17 protein-coding genes are annotated in these 18,386 nt (G+C 68.7%); 1 reads left to right on the top strand and 16 read right to left on the bottom strand.

The window, feature by feature from the left end:
- Positions 1 to 2,160: an excinuclease ABC subunit UvrC gene (gene uvrC / locus ASG64_RS16905; protein WP_042574644.1), complete on the bottom strand. Its 2,160-nt coding sequence runs from the start codon at positions 2,158 to 2,160 to the stop codon at positions 1 to 3.
- 114 nt (positions 2,161 to 2,274) lie between these two features.
- On the opposite strand from uvrC, the gene ggt reads away from it, so the two are divergent.
- Positions 2,275 to 4,221 carry a gamma-glutamyltransferase gene (gene ggt, locus ASG64_RS16900; protein ID WP_056075129.1) on the top strand — a complete coding sequence of 649 codons (1,947 nt, stop codon included), beginning with the start codon at positions 2,275 to 2,277 and terminating at the stop codon, positions 4,219 to 4,221.
- A gap of 24 nt (positions 4,222 to 4,245) precedes the next feature.
- On the opposite strand, the gene ASG64_RS16895 is transcribed toward ggt, so the two are convergent.
- The 15 genes from ASG64_RS16895 to mihF all read right to left on the bottom strand — a co-directional run bounded on the left by ASG64_RS16895 (position 4,246) and on the right by mihF (position 18,218).
- The gene (locus ASG64_RS16895; protein WP_042574609.1) at positions 4,246 to 4,722 is read right to left on the bottom strand and encodes a PH domain-containing protein; all 477 of its coding nucleotides are present in this window, start codon (positions 4,720 to 4,722) and stop codon (positions 4,246 to 4,248) included.
- Positions 4,719 to 5,204 (bottom strand): 6,7-dimethyl-8-ribityllumazine synthase, encoded by a 486-nt coding sequence (ribH, locus tag ASG64_RS16890; protein WP_056074747.1) that lies wholly within the window; start codon positions 5,202 to 5,204, stop codon positions 4,719 to 4,721. The genes ASG64_RS16895 and ribH overlap by 4 nt, the downstream gene beginning before the upstream one ends.
- Positions 5,204 to 6,475: a bifunctional 3,4-dihydroxy-2-butanone-4-phosphate synthase/GTP cyclohydrolase II gene (locus ASG64_RS16885; protein WP_042574611.1), complete on the bottom strand. Its 1,272-nt coding sequence runs from the start codon at positions 6,473 to 6,475 to the stop codon at positions 5,204 to 5,206. Before ASG64_RS16885 ends, ribH begins: the two co-directional genes overlap by 1 nt.
- A 90-nt stretch (positions 6,476 to 6,565) precedes the next feature.
- Positions 6,566 to 7,168: a riboflavin synthase gene (locus ASG64_RS16880; RefSeq protein WP_042574612.1), complete on the bottom strand. Its 603-nt coding sequence runs from the start codon at positions 7,166 to 7,168 to the stop codon at positions 6,566 to 6,568.
- 10 nt (positions 7,169 to 7,178) lie between these two features.
- A complete protein-coding gene (ribD, locus tag ASG64_RS16875) occupies positions 7,179 to 8,204 on the bottom strand; it encodes a bifunctional diaminohydroxyphosphoribosylaminopyrimidine deaminase/5-amino-6-(5-phosphoribosylamino)uracil reductase RibD (protein ID WP_056074746.1) in 1,026 nt (341 codons plus the stop codon).
- Complete coding sequence (rpe, locus tag ASG64_RS16870; protein WP_042574613.1) at positions 8,204 to 8,872, bottom strand: ribulose-phosphate 3-epimerase; 669 nt, start codon at positions 8,870 to 8,872, stop codon at positions 8,204 to 8,206. The genes ribD and rpe overlap by 1 nt, the downstream gene beginning before the upstream one ends.
- Positions 8,873 to 8,905: 33 nt before the next feature.
- On the bottom strand, positions 8,906 to 9,646 hold the full coding sequence (locus ASG64_RS16865; RefSeq protein WP_156388447.1) for an SGNH/GDSL hydrolase family protein: 741 nt from the start codon (positions 9,644 to 9,646) through the stop codon (positions 8,906 to 8,908).
- A 47-nt stretch (positions 9,647 to 9,693) separates the two neighbouring features.
- Positions 9,694 to 11,232 carry an RsmB/NOP family class I SAM-dependent RNA methyltransferase gene (locus tag ASG64_RS16860; RefSeq protein ID WP_082518563.1) on the bottom strand — a complete coding sequence of 513 codons (1,539 nt, stop codon included), beginning with the start codon at positions 11,230 to 11,232 and terminating at the stop codon, positions 9,694 to 9,696.
- Complete coding sequence (fmt, locus tag ASG64_RS16855; RefSeq protein WP_042574646.1) at positions 11,229 to 12,152, bottom strand: methionyl-tRNA formyltransferase; 924 nt, start codon at positions 12,150 to 12,152, stop codon at positions 11,229 to 11,231. The genes ASG64_RS16860 and fmt overlap by 4 nt, the downstream gene beginning before the upstream one ends.
- A 5-nt stretch (positions 12,153 to 12,157) precedes the next feature.
- Entirely contained in the window at positions 12,158 to 14,125 is a 1,968-nt protein-coding gene (locus tag ASG64_RS16850; RefSeq protein ID WP_200933494.1) for a primosomal protein N', read from the bottom strand.
- 124 nt (positions 14,126 to 14,249) lie between these two features.
- A complete protein-coding gene (gene metK / locus ASG64_RS16845) occupies positions 14,250 to 15,464 on the bottom strand; it encodes a methionine adenosyltransferase (RefSeq protein WP_042574616.1) in 1,215 nt (404 codons plus the stop codon).
- A gap of 109 nt (positions 15,465 to 15,573) precedes the next feature.
- Complete coding sequence (gene coaBC, locus ASG64_RS16840) at positions 15,574 to 16,890, bottom strand: bifunctional phosphopantothenoylcysteine decarboxylase/phosphopantothenate--cysteine ligase CoaBC (RefSeq protein ID WP_056074742.1); 1,317 nt, start codon at positions 16,888 to 16,890, stop codon at positions 15,574 to 15,576.
- Positions 16,887 to 17,195, bottom strand: a complete 309-nt coding sequence (gene rpoZ / locus ASG64_RS16835; RefSeq protein WP_056075124.1) for a DNA-directed RNA polymerase subunit omega — start codon at positions 17,193 to 17,195, stop codon at positions 16,887 to 16,889. The genes coaBC and rpoZ overlap by 4 nt, the downstream gene beginning before the upstream one ends.
- A gap of 73 nt (positions 17,196 to 17,268) precedes the next feature.
- Positions 17,269 to 17,862, bottom strand: coding sequence for a guanylate kinase (gene gmk, locus ASG64_RS16830; RefSeq protein ID WP_042574619.1), 594 nt, complete (start codon positions 17,860 to 17,862; stop codon positions 17,269 to 17,271).
- Positions 17,863 to 17,897: 35 nt separating this feature from the next.
- Complete coding sequence (gene mihF, locus ASG64_RS16825) at positions 17,898 to 18,218, bottom strand: integration host factor, actinobacterial type (protein ID WP_042574620.1); 321 nt, start codon at positions 18,216 to 18,218, stop codon at positions 17,898 to 17,900.
- Positions 18,219 to 18,386: the final 168 nt, after the last annotated feature.

Below are 18,386 nucleotides of genomic sequence, written 5' to 3'. Positions count from 1 at the left end.
TCACTCGCCCGGGTGTCCTGTTCCTCGCTGCGTTGCCGTCACCGTGTCGCGGTACGCCGTCCCGCCGGCCTCGTCGGTCGCTTCATCATTGCCTACTGCGACCGCATCCGCTCCGTTCTCGTTTCCGACAGAACCGACATCGGGAGTCTCCGCGGGCACCCCGAGCGCCTCCAGCACGGCGCGGGCGGTGGTCTCCCCGATGCCCGGCACCTCGACGATCTCCGAGACCTTCGCCTGCTTCAGCTTGGCCACCGAACCGAAGTGCGTGACCAGAGCCGTGCGGCGGGCCTCGCCGAGTCCTCGGACCGAATCCAGAGCCGACGCCGTCATGCGCTTCGAGCGCTTGCTGCGATGGAACGTGATGGCGAACCGGTGGGCCTCGTCCCGGACGCGCTGCAGCAGGAACAGTGACTCGCTGGTCCTGGGAAGGATGACCGGATCAGCTTCGCCCGGTACCCACACCTCTTCGAGGCGCTTCGCGAGACCGACGACCGCGACGTCCGTCACACCGAGTTCGCCCAGCACCTCGGCGGCCGCCGCGACCTGAGGAGCGCCGCCGTCGACGACGAACAGGTTGGGCGGATACGCGAACCGACGGGGACGCCCGGTCTGCGGGTCGAGCGACGCCTCGGGAGCGAGGTCACCGCCGGAGTCCTTGCCGTGCCGCAGGAAGCGGCGGCGCGTCACCTCCGCGATGCTGGCGACGTCGTCGGAATGGCCGTCCCCGGCAGCTTCCTTGATGGAGTAGTGCCGGTAGTCGCTCTTGCGCGGGAGACCGTCCTCGAAGACCACGAGGGACGCGACGACGTCGGTGCCCTGCACGTGCGAGATGTCGATGCACTCGATGCGGAGAGGCGCACTGTCGAGGTCGAGAGCTTCCTGGATGCCTTGCAGTGCGGCCGATCGAGACGTGAAGTCACCCGCGCGCTTCATCTTGTGTTGCTGCAGGGCCTCGATCGCATTGCGGTGCACGGTCTCCGCGAGCGCCCGCTTGTCTCCACGACGCGGAACGCGCAGCTGCACGGCACTGCCGCGCAAGGAGGACAGCCACGCCTGCACCTCGTCGGCGTTCGGCGGCAGCACCGGAACCAGCACCTCACGCGGCACCGCGTTGGTCGCTCCGTCCTCCGTCGACGCCGACAGCGATGCCTGCTCGCCGTAGAACTGGGTCAGGAACTGCTCCACGAGAGCCGGAAGGTCCGATGCGGTCGCCTCGTCCGTCGTCGCGTCGGCCTCGTCGTCCACTTCGTCTGCGGCAGGCGCGGCGGCGTCGATGACGTCACCGGCCTTCTCGACCACCCATCCACGCTGACCGCGCACTCGGCCGCCGCGCACGTGGAACACCTGGACGGCCGCCTCGAGCTCGTCGCTCGCGAACGCCACGAGATCCGCGTCGGTGCCGTCTCCCAGAACGACGGCCTGCTTCTCCAAGGCGCGGCGCAGCGCCCCCACGTCGTCGCGCAAGCGTGCGGCGGCCTCGAAGTCGAGGTTTTCCGACGCGGTCTGCATCTTGCCCTCGAGCTCGCGCACCAGCTTGTCCGTCTTGCCCGAGAGGAAGTCGCAGAAGTTCTCGACGGTGGCGCGATGTTCGGCGGCGGACACACGGCCCATGCACGGTGCGGAACACTTGTCGATGTATCCGAGCAGGCAGGGACGACCGATCTGGTTGTGCCGCTTGAACACTCCGGCCGAGCACGTGCGCGCGGGAAAGACTCTCAGGAGCAGGTCCAGCGTCTCGCGGATGGCCCACGCGTGGGCGTACGGGCCGAAATACCGGACACCCTTGCGACGCGGCCCGCGATAGACGAAGAGCCGCGGGTACTCCTCGTTCAGAGTGACGGCGAGCATCGGGTAACTCTTGTCGTCCCGGTAGCGGACGTTGAAGCGAGGATCGAACTCCTTGATCCAGTTGTACTCGAGCTGCAGCGCCTCCACCTCGGTGGTGACCACCGTCCACTCGACGCTGGCCGCGGTCGTGACCATCTGCCGCGTACGGGGGTGCAGACCGGCGATGTCCGCGAAGTAGGAGTTGAGGCGGCTGCGCAGGCTCTTGGCCTTGCCGACGTAGATCACTCGACCGTGTGGGTCGCGGAATTTGTAGACACCTGGCTCGACCGGAATGGTTCCGGTGGCCGGGCGGTAGGTAGCAGGGTCGGACACACCCCCACGGTAGTCGCCGGGTGTGACACCGTGCCCCGGGGCGACGAGCACCTCGGGCGGCAGCGATCGGTCCGATACCCGGCGGCGCCGGCCGGTTCGCGGTTTCATGGACACGTGACCGGACTTCCTCTGCGCCTAGTCGCCCTGACCGCCGCGACCGTGCTCGTCGCCACCGCGTGCTCGTCCACCACCGACACCGCGCGGTACGCGCCGACGTGTGTCGTCGGCGGCGGGGGAACACCCGTGACGGCAGAGCCGGGAACGGGTGCGGACGGCGCACCGGAAGTCGCTACCGGTTACCGCAGCGGCATGACTGCCGTGAGGACGGCGACGTACGCGGTGTCCACCGCGAATCCCGTCTCCACCGAGGCCGCCTGCGAGGTGCTCCGCGACGGCGGCACGGCAGCCGATGCGCTGGTCGCCGCGCAGACCGTTCTGGGCCTGGTGGAACCGCAGAGCTCCGGCCTCGGCGGTGGCGCGTTCCTGCTGTACTACGACGCGGAGTCGAAGAACCTGCAGGCCTACGACGGCCGCGAGACGGCGCCGGCCTCGGCCACCGAAAACTATCTCCGGTTCGTCGACGACGCGGCCGCCCCCGGAGCCCCGGCGAACCTGTCCGCTCCGCTGCCCGACGCGCGAGGAAGTGGCCGGTCCATCGGCGTGCCCGGTGTGGTGCGCATGCTCGACGACGTTCACCGCGACTACGGCGACAAGGATTGGAAGTCGTTGTTCGATCCTGCGATCACATTGTCCGACAACGGGTTCGAGATCAGTCCGCGGATGGCCTCGTCCATCGCGGACTCCGCGCAGAAATTAGCGCTCGATCCCGCATCGGCGGCGTACTTCCTCGAACCGGACGGCGCACCGAAAGCCGTCGGCACCGTCCTGACGAATCCGGCAATGGCCAAGACGCTCGGTGCGATAGCCACCGACGGCGCCGACGCGTTCTACACCGGCACCATCGCCCGATCGATCGTCGACGCGACCGCCGACACCACCGGCGGACGCACGCCCGGTCGGATCACGCTCGACGACCTGGCCGCGTACGAGGCCAGGGAGCGGGATGCGATCTGCACCCCGTACCGCGACAACGACATCTGCGGGATGCCGGGGCCGTCGTCCGGTGGCATCGCGGTCGCGTCGACGATGGGCATCCTCTCGAACTTCGACATGGCGAAATACGCACCCACCACGCTCGATGCCGACGGCGGGGTTCCCACCGCGGAGGGCGTTCACCTAATCGCCGAGGCAGAACGGCTCGCCTACGCCGATCGCGACAAGTACGTGGCCGATCCGGACTACATCCCATTGCCGGGCGGAAGCCCCGACCCTCTGCTGGACCCCGACTACCTCGAACAGCGGGCGAAGTCCATCGATCCGGAGCGCAGCATGGGCACCGCGCAGCCGGGAGACTTCGGTCCCGTTCCTCTGAGCAGCTACGCCGGTCCCGAGGCGGGCACGAGTCACATCAGCGTCGCGGACAGCTACGGCAACGTCGCCGCCATGACGACCACCGTCGAATCGGCGTTCGGCTCGTTCCACATGACCGAGGGGTTCGTCCTGAACAACCAGCTGACCGACTTCTCCGCGCAACCCGCGGGACCCGACGGAGTGCCGGTGGCCAACCGAGTCGAACCGGGCAAACGTCCACGGAGTTCGATGGCGCCGACCATCGTCTTCGAGCGTGGCGACGACGGCAGTCGAGGGGACGTCCGTCTCGTCACCGGCTCACCGGGCGGATCGGTGATCATCCAGTTCGTCGTCAAGAACCTCGTGAGCATGTTGGACTGGGGACTCGACCCGCAGCAGGCGGTTTCTGCGCCGAACGTGGGTGCGGCCAACGCCCCGACGACCAACGTCGGTGGCGAGCACCCGAACATCGACGCCGCAGCCGACGGGGCCGCCGATCCCCTGGTCACGCAACTGCGCGCCATGGGCCACCAGGTCTCGGTCGCCGACCAGTCGAGCGGGTCGAGCGCGCTGGTCAGAACCGACGACGGATGGACGGGCGGAGCGGATCCGCGTCGCGAGGGCGTCGTGATGGGTGACGGTGTCGGGTGAGCGCCTGATCGCGCGAACGGCAGGTCAGGAGACGGGCGTCGCGTACTTCTTCTCCAAGGCGCGGAACGTCCGAGCCGCGTGCACCGCGTACTCGCGGTCGTTCGCCTGGATCGCCATCACCGGCACGTACTCGTCGTCGGGCAGTTCGACTCGCGCCCACGTTGCGCCGGCCGAGAAGGACAAGCCGCGCACCAAGTCCCACGGGATCAATTTCTCGGTGACCAGATTGCGCACCAGCACTCCCTGCGCCCCGACCTTGATGCGAGGGCGCGTGAGCAGCAGAACACCGCCGGCCAGGCCGCATCCGATGGCGATCATCGCGACCTGATCGGCCCGCTGGAAGAACACACCGGTGTTGCCCGTCCTGAGCAGGATGCCGAGCGTCGTGTGGATCACGACGAGAAGGACGGCGACCGCGATCGCATACTTGGCGCTCTTGCGCGGGTGCGCTTCGAGTTCCCACTCGTCCGCGGTCGGCGCGGCGGATCCCGACTCGGTCATGCCGCGTCACCTCGACGAAGGCTTTCCAGTGTCAACGCCGTGTCCACTGCGGCGGCGACCGCCTGCGCGCCCTTGTCCTCGCGCGAGCCGGGCAGACCCGCGCGGTCGAGTGCCTGCTCCTCGTCGTTGACGGTCAGGACGCCGTTGGTGACCGGCGTGGACTCGTCGAGGGACACCCGCGTCAGTCCCGCGGTGACTGCGTCGCACACGTACTCGAAGTGCGGTGTCCCGCCCCGGATGACGACGCCGAGAGCGACGACGGCGTCGTGGGTGCGCGCCAACTGCTGGGCGACGACGGGAATCTCGATGGCACCCGCCACTCGCACGAGCGTCACGTTCTGCAAGCCCACCTCGTTCGCTTTGCGCAACGCACCGTCGACCAGAGCCGTGCTGACCTTCTCGTGCCACTGCCCGGCCACGATGGCCACCTGGAGCTTCTCCGCGCCCTCGAGCTGGAGCGACGGTTCACCCGCGCCACTCATCAGAGACCTCCCGCGTCGGGAGCCTCGACCGGCGTGTCGTACGCGTCGAGTCCGACGAGGTCGTGACCCATCCGGTCGCGCTTGGTCTTGAGGTAGGTCAGGTTCTCGGCGTTCGCCCGCAGCGGCATCGGGACGCGCTCGGTGATGTGGAGGCCGTACCCGTCGAGGCCGACACGCTTGGCCGGGTTGTTGGTCAGCAGCCGCATCGACGAGATGCCGAGATCGACCAGGATCTGGGCGCCTATGCCGTAGTCGCGAGCATCCGCGGGCAGACCCAGCGCGAGGTTGGCGTCGACGGTGTCGGATCCTGCGTCCTGCAGTTGGTAGGCCTGCAACTTGTGCAGCAGTCCGATGCCCCGACCCTCGTGCCCACGCATGTAGAGCACGACTCCGCGACCTTCCTGCGCCACCATGTCGAGCGCCGCGTCGAGTTGCGGACCGCAGTCGCATCGCATCGAGCCGAAGACGTCGCCCGTCAGACACTCGGAGTGCACGCGGACCAGCACGTCGCTGCCGTCGCCGTCCGGGCCGGCGATGTCGCCGCGCACCAGCGCGACGTGCTCGACCTCTTCGTAGACGCTCTGGTAGCCGACGGCGCGGAACTCGCCGTGCGAGGTGGGAATGCGTGCCTCGGCGATGCGGACCACGTGCTTCTCGTGCTTGCGGCGCCACGCGATGAGGTCGGCGATCGAGATCAGGGCCAAGTCGTGGTCGTCGGCGAAGACGCGGAGCTCGTCCGTCCGCGCCATCTCGCCTTCGTCCTTCTGACTGACGATCTCGCAGATGACGCCGGCAGGACGGAGATCGGCCATCCGGGCGAGGTCGACTGCGGCCTCGGTGTGACCCGGACGGCGGAGCACTCCGCCTTCCTTCGCGCGCAGCGGTACGACATGTCCGGGCCGGGTGAAGTCGTTCGCCCCGGTCTCGGGGTCGGCCAGCAGCCTCATCGTGGCGGCGCGGTCCGACGCGGAGATTCCCGTGCCGATGCCGACGCGTGCGTCGACGGTCACCGTGTACGCGGTTCCGTGCTTGTCCTGGTTCGTCGAGTACATCGGAGGTAGACCGAGGCGGTCGCAGTCCTCACCGGACAGCGGCACGCAGAGGTATCCCGATGTGTACCGCACCATGAAGGCCACCAACTCGGGTGTTGCCTTCTCTGCGGCGAAGATGAGATCGCCTTCGTTCTCGCGGTCCTCGTCGTCGACGACGACGACGGCCTTGCCGGCGGCGATGTCGGCGACAGCGCGCTCGATGGTGTCGAACCTGGTCACGCCGTGCGCTCCCCACGTCTGCTGTCCGCAGTCTCGGACAGATCTGTTTCTTGCTTCCAGCCTACGACCCCTACGCGAGGGGCCCTTCCTCTACTCGGCGGTCTGCAGCCGCTCGACGTACTTCGCGATCACGTCGACCTCGAGGTTGACCGGCGTCCCGGGCTCGGCCGTGCCCAGCGTGGTCAGGGACAGGGTGGTTGGAATCAGGGAGATTTCGAAATACTGGTCGTCACCCTGACCGCCCAGCGCCGACACCGTCAGCGATACTCCGTCGACCGTGATCGATCCCTTGTGCACGACGTACCGGGCGATGTCGCGCGGCAGCGAGATGCGCACGACGGTCCAGTTGTCCGACGGGTTGCGGGAGAGCACGATGCCGGTTCCGTCGACATGTCCCTGCACCAGGTGTCCGCCGAGCCTCGACGCCAAGGACGCCGCACGCTCGAGGTTGACTCGACTGCCCACCGCCAACGCCTGGAGCGACGACCGATCGAGAGTCTCCTGCATCACGTCCGCGGTGAACGCTCCGTCGACCACGTCCACGACGGTCAGACAGACTCCGTTGACGGCGATCGAGTCCCCGTGGGACGCATCCGACGTGACCAACGGCCCGCTGACCGTGAAACGGGCTGCGTCCGAGAGGTCTTCCTTCGCGGTGATACTGCCGAGTTCCTCGACTATTCCGGTGAACATCCGTCCATCCTTACAGCACTCGCGGGACGAGCTCGAGGAGGATGTCCTCCCCCAGTTCCTGCATCGACACTCGTCGGAACCTCAGTGCGTCCCCGATTGTTCCGACGCCCGTGCCGCGCACCGCCGAGGGGCCCTCGCCCAGCACCATCGGCGCGATGTAGGCCATGACGCGGTCGACCATTCCGGCCCGGAGGAATGCGCCGACGAGAACGGATCCGCCCTCGATCAGCACGTCGTTCACGTCGGACAGAGCAGCCACCACCTCGAGCGGATCGCGGGTCCGGATCAGCCGGGTAGGCGCGGAATCGTCCAACACTCGTGCCGTCGGCGGGATGTCGCGGGTGCCGACGACGACGCGCAACGGCTGACGCTGCGCCGGTGACCCGTCGGGCATCCGAGCGGTGAGCGCCGGGTCGTCGGCCAGCACCGTGCCGGTTCCCACGACGATGGCGTCGATCCGCGATCGCTCGGCGTGGACGTGCTCGCGCGCCGTCACCCCCGTGATCCATTTGCTGGTGGAGTCCGGCGCCGCTGTCCGTCCGTCGAGAGTCGCCGCGTACTTCCAGGTGATCATCGGTCTCCCGGTGCGCTGGCGGTGCAGCCACGCCCGGAGTGGACCCGCCGCAGCCTCTTCGGCACGAAAGCCGGAGTCGACCACGACGCCCGCACGAGCGAGAGTGCCCGCGCCTCCCGCCGCGAGCGGGTTGGGGTCCGACAGCGCGTGCACGACGCGAGCGATCCCTGCGTCGACGAGCGCGACCGAGCACGGTCCCGTGCGTCCGGTGTGGTCACAGGGTTCGAGAGTGACGACGGCCGTACCACCGCGCGCCCTCTCGCCGGCCTGCGCCAGCGCCACGATCTCTGCGTGGGGGCCGCCTGCAGCCGACGTCGCACCGACGCCCACGATCCGGCCGTCCGCGTCGAGAATCACCGCTCCGACGGGCGGATTGGGCGTGCTGATTCCCCGAGCCGACTCCGAGGCGAGGATGGCTCGGCGCATCGCCGCCTCGATCGGGCTGTCGGTCGGGAGCGGCATCACGGCGCGCTGAGGTGCGGCGATGCGGCTGCGGCAGCGGCGCGCAACGACCGCACGGCCTGCGCCGGATCTTCGGTGGAGTAGACGGCCGATCCCGCGACGAAGCAATCGATTCCGGCCTCGGCGGCCTGCTCGACGGTGTCGGCATTGATGCCCCCGTCGATCTCGACGACGAGACGGAGTTCACCGGAGTCGACCAGGCGCCGCACGGTCCGGGCCTTGTCGAGCACGGACGGCATGAAGCTCTGTCCGCCGAATCCTGGTTCGACACTCATGATGAGCAACGTGTCGAAGTCGCGCAGGATCTCGAGGTACTGCTCGATGGGGGTTCCGGGCTTGACCGAGAGGCCGGCCTTCGCGCCGGCCGCCCGGATGTCGCGGGCCACCGCCCGCGGGTCGTCGCTTGCCTCCGCGTGGAACGTCACGTTGTAGGCGCCGGCCTCTGCGTAGGGCGGGGCCCAGCGGGCCGGATCCTCGATCATGAGGTGGCAGTCGATGGGGATGTCGGTGGCCTTCAACAGGCTCTTCACGACGGGCAACCCGAGAGTCAGGTTGGGAACGAAATGAGCGTCCATGACGTCGACGTGCAACCAGTCGCTGCCGGCCACGGCAGCGGCCTCGTCAGCGAGCCGCGCGAAATCCGCGGACAGGATGGACGGAGCGATCATCGGGTGCGCTGGAGTCTGGTCGGCCACGAGCGGTCAGCCTAATAGATCGGGGTCCACACCCAGAACGGCGTCGTCGATGTACCCGGCCAGCAGATACTGTCCCTCGTCGGTCGGATGGTCACCGTCGTCCTGGATGATCGTCGGGTCGGCCAGCCACCCGGCGTCGAGGGTGTCGACGTAGTCCAGTCCCGCGGTCAGCGCGGCCGTTTCCACGGCGGCGTCGACGTCGAACATCGCGTCGCTGACATCGCCCCCACTCCAGATCGGCCCGATCACGACGATGCGCGAGCCGGGTGATCGCTCCTGCAACTCGGCGTACAGGTCACCCGCGTTCGACAGCACGTCCGACGGGTCCGCGTCGGCGTCGTTCTCACTGCCCACCACGAGAATCACCGACGGTTCGCCGTCGGTCGCCAGCGGCACCTGGTCGGCGAAGGTCCCCAGGTAGTCGTCACCGGCGACGTATCCCGCGCCGCCGAGACTCGCATTGGTCACCGCGAAGTCGTGTTCCTCGGCGAGGATGTCGGGCCACACGACGTCGTTCATCGACCCGGCCGAGAACGAGTCGCCGATCACCGACACGGTCACTCGTCGAGTCGTGACGGCGTCCTCGGTGGCCGCCGCGGTCTGCTCGGCCATCACGCGATCGACGTGATCGGTGGGACGAGGCTGACTCTGACCACCCGTCGAACACGCAGCCGACACCAGCACTGTCGCCCCCACCACCGCGGCGCGAGGCCACCGGTGTCGGTGGGAACGTCGGGACGATGTCACTCCCCTGTTGTACCCCGCGGTCGTTACCGACCCGTGACGACCGCGCGTCACACGGCCTTCCGCAGTGCCGCGAAGAACATCGCGTCGGTGCCGTGCCGGTGCGGCCACAGCTGCACCGAGGTCCCCGACGCCGCGCGGGGCACCTCCGGCACCAACGTCGACGTGTCGAGGGGGGTCAGTCCGTGCCGCCGGACCGCGTCCGCGACGACTCCCACGGTCTCCGAGAGGTGCGGTGAGCACGTGGAGTAGACGATCACGCCGCCCGGACGCACCAGGTCGACCGCCGCCGCGAGCAACTCCCGCTGCAGCGTGACCAGTCCGGTCACGTCCGACGCCTGCCGACGCCACCGAGCTTCCGGGCGGCGCCGGAGAGCGCCGAGACCGGTGCAGGGGGCGTCGACGAGGACGCGGTCGTATCCGGCCTCGAGGCCACTGTCCCGACCGTCGACGGCGTGCACGGTGACGGGCAGATCGCGCACCGTCTTACGGACCAGATCTGCCCGGTGCTCGGAGGGTTCGACGGCATCGACGGTGGCACCGTCGATCGCCGCGATCGCGCCCAGCAGCGCAGCCTTCCCACCCGGTCCGGCACACAGGTCGAGCCATCGACCACCGTCCGGCCCGTCGAGCTCGGCCAGAGTCAGCGCGCGTGCGACCAGCTGGCTGCCCTCGTCCTGCACGGCCGCCAGCCCTTCACGGACTGCGTCGAGGCGACCGGGGTCTCCACCACTGTCGAGGTGTACCGCGTAGGGAGACCACTGTCCCACCTCGCCGCCCGTGATCGACGCCAGCTCGTCCGCGGAGATCTCACCGGGCCGGGCGACGAGGTGCACCAACGGCCGTGCGTCGTCCGCCGCGAGCGCATCGTCGAGTTCGCCCGCATCGGCACCGAGCGCGTCGTTGAACGCCTGCGCGATCCAGGTGGGGTGAGCGTGACGGAAGGCCGAGTGCGCGACGGGATCACGATCGGCCGACGGCGCGAGCAGCTCGATCCATTCCTCACTCGTACGCTCCGACACCCGTCGAAGGACAGCGTTGACGAAACCTGCCTGGCCCTGGCCCGCCTCGCTCCGGACGATGTCCACCGACGTGGCAACGGCAGCGTGGGGCGCGACACGGGTGCGCAGCAACTGGTACGCGCCGAGGCGGAGGACATCGAGCAGTCGACCATCGATGTCGGACACCGGCCGCGACGCCGCGTGCTCGATCACGGCATCGAGAATGCCCTGTGCGCGCGCCGAGCCGTAGGCCAGCTCCGTGGCCAACGCCGCGTCCCGCTCGTCGAGCTTGCGGTCGCGCAAGAGCCCTGGCAGAACCAGATTCGCGTACGCATCCCGCTCCCGCACCGCGCGCAACACATCGCGCGCCGCGATCCTCGCCGGATCCAGACCCGCATCGGCCGGATTCGGGCGACCGGGTTGCTTCGGCCGGGAATTCCCCGACCGCGACTTCCCGCCGGCCTTCCCGCTGCCCCCTCCCGGCCGGCCTCCGGCCTTCCCGCCCTCTCCCGGCCGGCCTCCGGCCTTCCCGCCGTTCCTCTTCCGCTGGCCGCCACCGCCGGCTCCGGGCGTCTGTTCGCCACTCATCGCGCGATCGCTCCGTTCACATCGCGGGCGCCGCGCGCCCAATCCGTCGCTGCCATCTGCTTCTTCCCGTGCGGCTGCACCGTTCCCAGTGCGACAGCCGTCGTCCCGGTGCCCACCAGCACCACCTTCTTGCGCACCTCGACCACACCGGGTTCGAGTACGTCCTCGGTCATCGTCACCGGACCGACCTTGACGCGGACGTCACCGATCTCCGTCCACGCGCCGGGCGCCGGTGTCACGCTCCGGATGTGGCGGTCGACCAGATGCGCGGCGCGGGAGAAGTCCACCCTCGCGGAGTCCACCGACACCTTGGGCGCGTGCGACACACCATCCGTCGACTGCGGAACACCCTGCAGCGCACCCTCTTCGAGCCCGTCGAGCGTCGACTCGAGCAACACGCTCCCACTGTCGGCGAGGCGGCCGAGCAGATCGCCGGCAGTGTCGGTGGGTCGCACACGTTCGGTCACGATGCCGAACACCGGCCCCGTGTCGAGGCCCTCCTCGATGAGGAACGTGGAAGCACCGGTGACGTCGTCGCCTGCCGCGATCGCGGCCTGGACGGGCGCCGCACCGCGCCACGCCGGCAGCAACGAGAAGTGCAGATTGACCCAGCCGAACCGTGGGATGTCGAGCACCGAACGCGGCAGCAGTGCGCCGTACGCGACGACGGGGCAACAGTCGGGGGCCCATTCACGCAGAGTCGCGAGGGCCTCGGGATCGGACGGCTTGGCGGGCTGCAGGACCGGAATCCCGTGATCGTCCGCAAGCTGCGCAACAGGTGAGCGTACGACCTTGCGGCCTCGCCCCGCGGTGGTGTCGGGCCGGGTGAGGACGCCGACCACCTCGTGCCGACTCGACTCGAGGAGTCGTCGCAAGGACGGGAGAGCAGGCTCGGGAGTACCGGCGAAGACGAGGCGCACGCCGTTCACCCTATGCGGAGCGGATCGACCTGGATTCGCAGCGCCGACGCCGTCTTCTTCGCGCCCACCACAGCGCGCGCTTCGCCGAGCGAGCGCGACAGTGCCCCACCCGAACCCCGAGGTACCCGCACCAGCATCCGTTCGATGGCCGCCGACGAGTCCGCATCCACCTCGCTACCGAACGGCAGTCGTTCGCCCGGAGGGAGATCCACCGGGCCCAGGGTCACGGCGTCGTCCGGCAGCCGGGCGGAGTCGAGCAGCGCATGCAGCGCTTCCGACGTTCCGTCCACCGCGGCGATGTGCACGGCGGGCGGGAATCCGACCTCGGTGCGTTCGGCCAGTTCGACCTGAGCATGTCCGACCGGATCCCACCTGACCAAGGCCTGGACGGTGGCTAGCGACGAGTCGGCGACCACGACGACTTCCCCGCCGTCCGACGACGGTCGGACCAGAGCGGCCGCGCCCATCCAGCGACGCAGAGTCTGTTCCGTGGCACGCAGATCGGCTCGGCCGAGCAGGGCCCACCCGTCGAGCAACAGTGCTGCTCCGTAGCCGCCGTCGGCGACGGGTTCGGCGCCGACGGTGGACACGACGATGGCGGGACCGGCGGGCACGGTGTCCAACACCGCGGAGCCGCCGGACTGCCGCACGGTGACCCCGCTGAACGCGCGACCCAGTTCCTCCGCGGTACGTCCGGCGCCGACGACGACGGCACGCAGGGCGCGGGACCCGCAGGTGGGGCACGAATAGGCGGGATCGGCCGTGCCACACCACTTGCAGGTCGGGCTGCCCGCGCCGTCGGCACCGGCTGCCGACGGGAGCGCCAGCGGTCCGTGGCACCGACGGCAGCGAGCCGGGGTTCGACACTTGCTGCATGCCAGGGACGGAACGTATCCGCGCCGTGGAACCTGTACGAGTACCGGATGTCCGGCCGTCAAGGATGCTCGGGCTGCGGCGAAGGCGATGGCCGGTAGTCGGGCCGCCCGTGCGCCGGGGTCCCGCGCGAGTGCGTGATCACTGTCCGCCAGCGCCACGATGCGCGGAACCCGCGCGCGTACCGTGTCGCGAGTCGCGATCAGATCGTGTGCCCACCCGGTGTCGACCAACGCCTGGGCTTCCGCGGTGCGCGAGATTCCGCCGACGACGGCAGCGCAGCGACTGCGGTGAGCACGCAGAAGCGCCACCTCCCGAGCATGGGGGTAGGGAGCGCGTGGCTCGGACAGCGAATCGTCTCCGTCGTCCCACACGACGACGAGGCCAGGATCACGTACCGGCGCGAAGACCGCGCTGCGCGTACCCAGAACCACGCGCGCGCTTCCGCGTGAGGCGGCCAGCCAGCGTCGGTAGCGTTCGGCCGGCCCGAGACCGGCCGCGAGTGCCACCACGGAGGAGTCGTCGAGGACAGCACGGCACGCAGCATCGACGCGGTCGAGGTCGCGTTGGTCCGGCACCACGACGATCGCGCTGCGGCCGACGGATGCGGTGACCGCCGCAAGATCGGCCAACCGGGCGGGCCAGTCCTCCCCCGGCAGTGCCTGCCACACCGCTCGGGGCGCTCGGTCGTCGGCGAGCGCGTCGAGGAACTCGCCGCCGTGCCGGTAGGCGCTCCACGCGTCGCGACGCAGGCTCGGCGTCGCGTGGACGCCCTGCGAGACCATCTCGTTCTCGACGCGAGCATGCCGTGGAGGAATCGCCAGACGCAGGACGTCCGAGCGCGTTCCGGCATACCGCGCCGCCACGGCCTCGGTGAGACCGAGCAACTCGTCGTTCAGAACGGGTTCCGCGGACACCACTTTGTCGAGGAACCCGAGTTTGCCAGGATGCTCGCTGGCATCCATTCGTTCGAGCAGGAACCCGTCGACGAGCCGACCCGCGAAACGGACACGCACTCTGACGCCGGGCTGCGCCACCTCGTCCAGGTCGGCGGGGACAAGGTAGTCGAAGTCGCGATCGAGGTGGGACAGCGCGAGCATCGGAAGCACCCGCGCCACCGGTGCGGACGGGGCCGGTGCGCGCACACCACCCGCGGCGGCTGCACTCACCGACCCCGACCCCCTCAGCTCTCGAACACTCCTCGTGGAATCGACCGGACTCGGCTCACAGGCCGGCGGCGGACCTCAGCTTGTCCGCGCGGTCGGTGTTCTCCCACGGCAGATCGATGTCGGTGCGGCCGAAGTGGCCGTACGCGGCGGTCTGCGCGTAGATCGGACGCAACAGGTCCAGGTCACGGATGATCGCGCCCGGACGCAGGTCGAAGACGTCGTTGATGGCCGATTGAATCTTCACGGGGTCGACGTTCTCCGAGCCGAAGGTCTCGACGAACAGGCCGACCGGCGCTGCCTTGCCGATGGCGTAGGCGACCTGGACCTCGACGCGCTCGGCCAGATCTGCGGCCACCACGTTCTTGGCGACCCACCGCATCGCGTACGCGGCACTGCGGTCGACCTTCGACGGATCCTTGCCCGAGAACGCGCCGCCGCCGTGGCGGGCCCAGCCACCGTAGGTGTCGACGATGATCTTGCGGCCGGTCAGGCCCGCGTCGCCCATCGGTCCACCGAGAACGAACTTGCCCGTGGGGTTGACGAGCAACCGCACCGACGAGGTGTCCAGCGAATCGTGGGAGAGCTCGGACAGCACCGACTCGAGGACGTGCCGACGGATGTCGGGAGTCAGCATGTTGTCGAGGTCGATGTCGGCAGCATGCTGGGTGGAGATGACGACGGTGTCGAGGCGGACTGCCTTGTTGCCCTCGTACTCGATGGTGACCTGAGTCTTGCCGTCCGGACGCAGGTACGGCAGCACCTCTGTCTTGCGCACCTCGGTGAGCCGACGGGACAGCCTGTGCGCCAACGCGATCGGCAGAGGCATGAGCTCCGGCGTGTCCTTGATGGCGTAGCCGAACATCAGGCCCTGGTCACCGGCGCCCTGACGGTCGATCTCGTCGTCGGTCAGACCTTCGACGCGCGACTCGTGCGAATTGTCGACGCCCTGAGCGATTTCGGGCGACTGTGCTCCGATGGCGACGTTGACGCCGCAGGAGTTGCCGTCGAAGCCCTTGGCCGACGAGTCGTAGCCGATCTCGAGGACCTTCTCGCGCACGATGTGCGGGATGTCGGCGTATGCCGTGGTGTTGACCTCGCCGGCGACGTGGACCTGGCCGGTGGTGACCAGTGTCTCGACGGCGACGCGTGCGCGCGGATCTTCGGTCAGGAGCGCGTCGAGAATCGAATCGCTGATGGCGTCACAGATCTTGTCCGGATGCCCCTCGGTGACCGATTCGCTGGTGAAAAGCCGACTTGCGGACGTGCTCACAGATGTTTCCTCTCGTACACGCATGACTGAGTGTGTCGACATGATCGAACGGCTCCCCGAGCTGATTGTCGACGATAGCGGGGCCCACCGACGTCTCGGGCGGTGCGGGTCACCTCGAGTCGTCGGCGCTCGTACAGTCTTCACACAGGGACGACGAGTCCGCGACGGGAAGAAGCGCCACGAGCGCATCGAGCACTCGCGACGACATCAGGGCTTTGGATCCGTGTTCGAGAGCCGTCTCGGTCCCGTCCGCGGACAGAATCCACCCGTCGTTGACATCCATCTCGAAGGCTTTACCCTCTCCGACTGCATTCACAACCAGGAGATCGCACTTCTTGCGTGCCAACTTCGCGCGGGCATGGGTGAGGACGTCGCCGTGCTCGTCGCCGGTCTCGGCGGCGAAGCCGACGATCGCGAGGTCGCCCGGCAGCTCGCCGGAGTCACGGGAGGCCACCAGACCGGCCAGGATGTCCGTGTTGCGCGTCAGCGCGATGGTGTCGGGCTCGTTCGCGCCCTTCTTGATCTTGCTCAGCGCGAGGGTGGTGGGACGGAAGTCGGCGACGGCGGCGGCCATGACGACCGCGTCGACTCCGACCGCTGCCGCGGTGACGGCTGCGCGCATGTCCTCGGCGGTGCGGACCGTCTCGACTCGCACTCCCGCCGGCGGCGCGAGGTCGCTGGTGTAGCCACTGATGAGCACGACGTCGGCACCGCGTTGTGCGGCCACCCGGGCGAGGGCGTAGCCCTGCTTGCCGGAACTGCGGTTACCCAGGAAACGCACCGGATCGAGGGGTTCGCGTGTGCCGCCGGCGGAGACGACGATGCGGCGGCCCTCGAGGTCACGGGGCAGTGCATCGGGCCGTTCGAGCAGGAGTTCGGCGATACCGGCGATCTCGTCGGCTTCCGGGAGGCGGCCGGGGCCGGTGTCCTTGCCGGTCAGACGACCCGATGCGGGCTCGATGACGGTGACGCCGCGCCGGCGGAGCGTGGCGACGTTGTCGACCGTCGCGGGGTGTTCCCACATCTCGGTGTGCATCGCCGGGGCGAACACGACCGGGCATCGAGCGGTGAGCAGCGTGGCCGTCAGCAGATCGTCCGCGCGACCCGCCGCGGCGCGCGAGAGAAGGTCGGCCGTGGCCGGAGCCACGACGACGAGGTCGGCGTTCTGGCCGAGCCGGACATGCGGCACCTCCGGAACGTCGGCGAAGACTCCGGTGTGGACGGGATTACCCGACAATGCTTCGAATGTGGCTCTGCCCACGAACTGCAGAGCCGATTCCGTCGGTACGACGCGGACGTCGTCGCCCGCCTCGGTGAAGTGTCGGATGAGGCCGCACGCCTTGTAGGCGGCGATTCCTCCCCCGACTCCGACGACGACGTGCCGCCGCGGCCGCTGCGCTCCCACCGAGGGAGACAGGGAACTCACTCGCCTTCGACGTGCTCGAGAAGGTCGGCGTGGATCTCGCGCAGGGCGATGGACAACGGCTTCTCCTGCAGACCCGGCTCGACGAGGGGTCCGACGTACTCGAGGATTCCGTCACCGAGCTGGTTGTAGTAATCGTTGATCTGACGCGCGCGCTTGGCTGCGTAGATGACCAGTGCGTACTTCGACGACGTGCGCTCGAGCAGCTCGTCGATGGGCGGGTTGGTGATGCCCAGCGGGGTGTCGTACGTCGCCACGTCGATACTGGTGAAGGAATCGGACACATTCGCCAAGGGACTACTCACAATGCTCCTGAAGATTGACCGGGGCGGATGCTCCGGACATGAAAACTGAACGACTTCCGTGGGTGACGGCCCCGAACTAAGCGTCCGGAGCGCCACCGACCAACAAGGATACCAACTCGGCGCAAGCCCGCTCGACATCGTCGTTGACGATGACCGTGTCGAACTCGCTCTGAGCCGCCAATTCCTCGCGCGCCGTCTCGAGTCTGCGCTCGATGACGTCCTGCGGTTCGGTGCCCCGTCCGGTCAGTCGACCCACCAGGGTCTCCCAGGACGGCGGTGCCATGAAGACCAGCAGCGCCTCCGGTGCTGCGGCTCGAACTGCCCGCGCACCTTGGAGATCGACCTCGAGCAGAACGGGTTCACCGGTGGCGAGAGCGTCGCGCACCGGCGCGGCGGGAGTGCCGCTGCGATGCAGTCCGCGATGGATCTCGGCCCACTCGAGCAGCTCTCCGTCGGCGATCATGCGATCGAACTCGGCGGAGTCGACGAACCGGTAGTCCCGGCCATGGATTTCACCGGGTCGGGGTGCGCGTGTCGTCGCCGACACGCTGAAGTACAGATCGGGAAGCTGCTCGCGCACCTTCGCGACCACACTGGACTTACCGACGGCGGAAGGGCCGGCCAGTACTACCAGCCGACCCCTCCTGAACGACGTGTTGTCGCTCGACACTGCCGTCGACTCGTTATCTGTCGACACGGTCCTCGTCAGGCTTCGAAATCGAACCTGGCGAGAAGCGCCTTGCGCTGACGGTCGCCCAAGCCACGCAGGCGGCGCGTCGGCGCGATCTCGAGCTCGGTCATGATCTCCTGAGCCTTGACCTTGCCAACCTTCGGCAGGGCCTCGAGCAGTGCGGACACCTTCATCTTGCCGAGAATCTCGTCCGTCTCGGCATCCTTGAGTACCTGCTTCAGGTCGGTGCCGCCGCGCTTGAGGCGCTCCTTGAGCTCAGCCCTGGCACGACGTGCAGCTGCCGCCTTCTGCAAAGCAGCAGCGCGCTGCTCGTCGGTCAACTGGGGAAGGGCCACGGTTCCTCCGTCTCGTCGGTGAATCTCTTGTGCGTTCGTGCTGCGCCACGGTGTGGCATGCATCACTTGTTCTGGTGGATCCAGTCACTGCCACCGGATTGACCAGCGGCGATAGCGACCGTACCCGTCGGAGGGCGCCGATTGCGAACCCGCCCCCCGCGGCCGTGT

This window comes from Rhodococcus sp. Leaf247, assembly GCF_001426185.1.
Lineage (GTDB): Bacteria > Actinomycetota > Actinomycetes > Mycobacteriales > Mycobacteriaceae > Rhodococcoides.
Note: the sequence above shows the minus strand (reverse complement) of the source record. Positions and strands in the feature narration are given on the sequence as shown.

Bases quoted from the DNA above. Each gene is read 5' to 3' on its own strand.
- ASG64_RS16895 (WP_042574609.1), bottom strand. From the start codon at position 4,722: ATGACCGAGTCGGGATCCGCCGCGCCGACCGCGGACGAGTGGGAACTC.
- ribH (WP_056074747.1), bottom strand. From the start codon at position 5,204: ATGAGTGGCGCGGGTGAACCGTCGCTCCAGCTCGAGGGCGCGGAGAAG.
- ASG64_RS16880 (WP_042574612.1), bottom strand. From the start codon at position 7,168: ATGTTCACCGGAATAGTCGAGGAACTCGGCAGTATCACCGCGAAGGAA.
- ribD (WP_056074746.1), bottom strand. From the start codon at position 8,204: ATGCCGCTCCCGACCGACAGCCCGATCGAGGCGGCGATGCGCCGAGCC.
- rpe (WP_042574613.1), bottom strand. From the start codon at position 8,872: ATGATCGCTCCGTCCATCCTGTCCGCGGATTTCGCGCGGCTCGCTGAC.
- ASG64_RS16860 (WP_082518563.1), bottom strand. From the start codon at position 11,232: ATGAGTGGCGAACAGACGCCCGGAGCCGGCGGTGGCGGCCAGCGGAAG.
- ASG64_RS16850 (WP_200933494.1), bottom strand. From the start codon at position 14,125: ATGCTCGCGCTGTCCCACCTCGATCGCGACTTCGACTACCTTGTCCCC.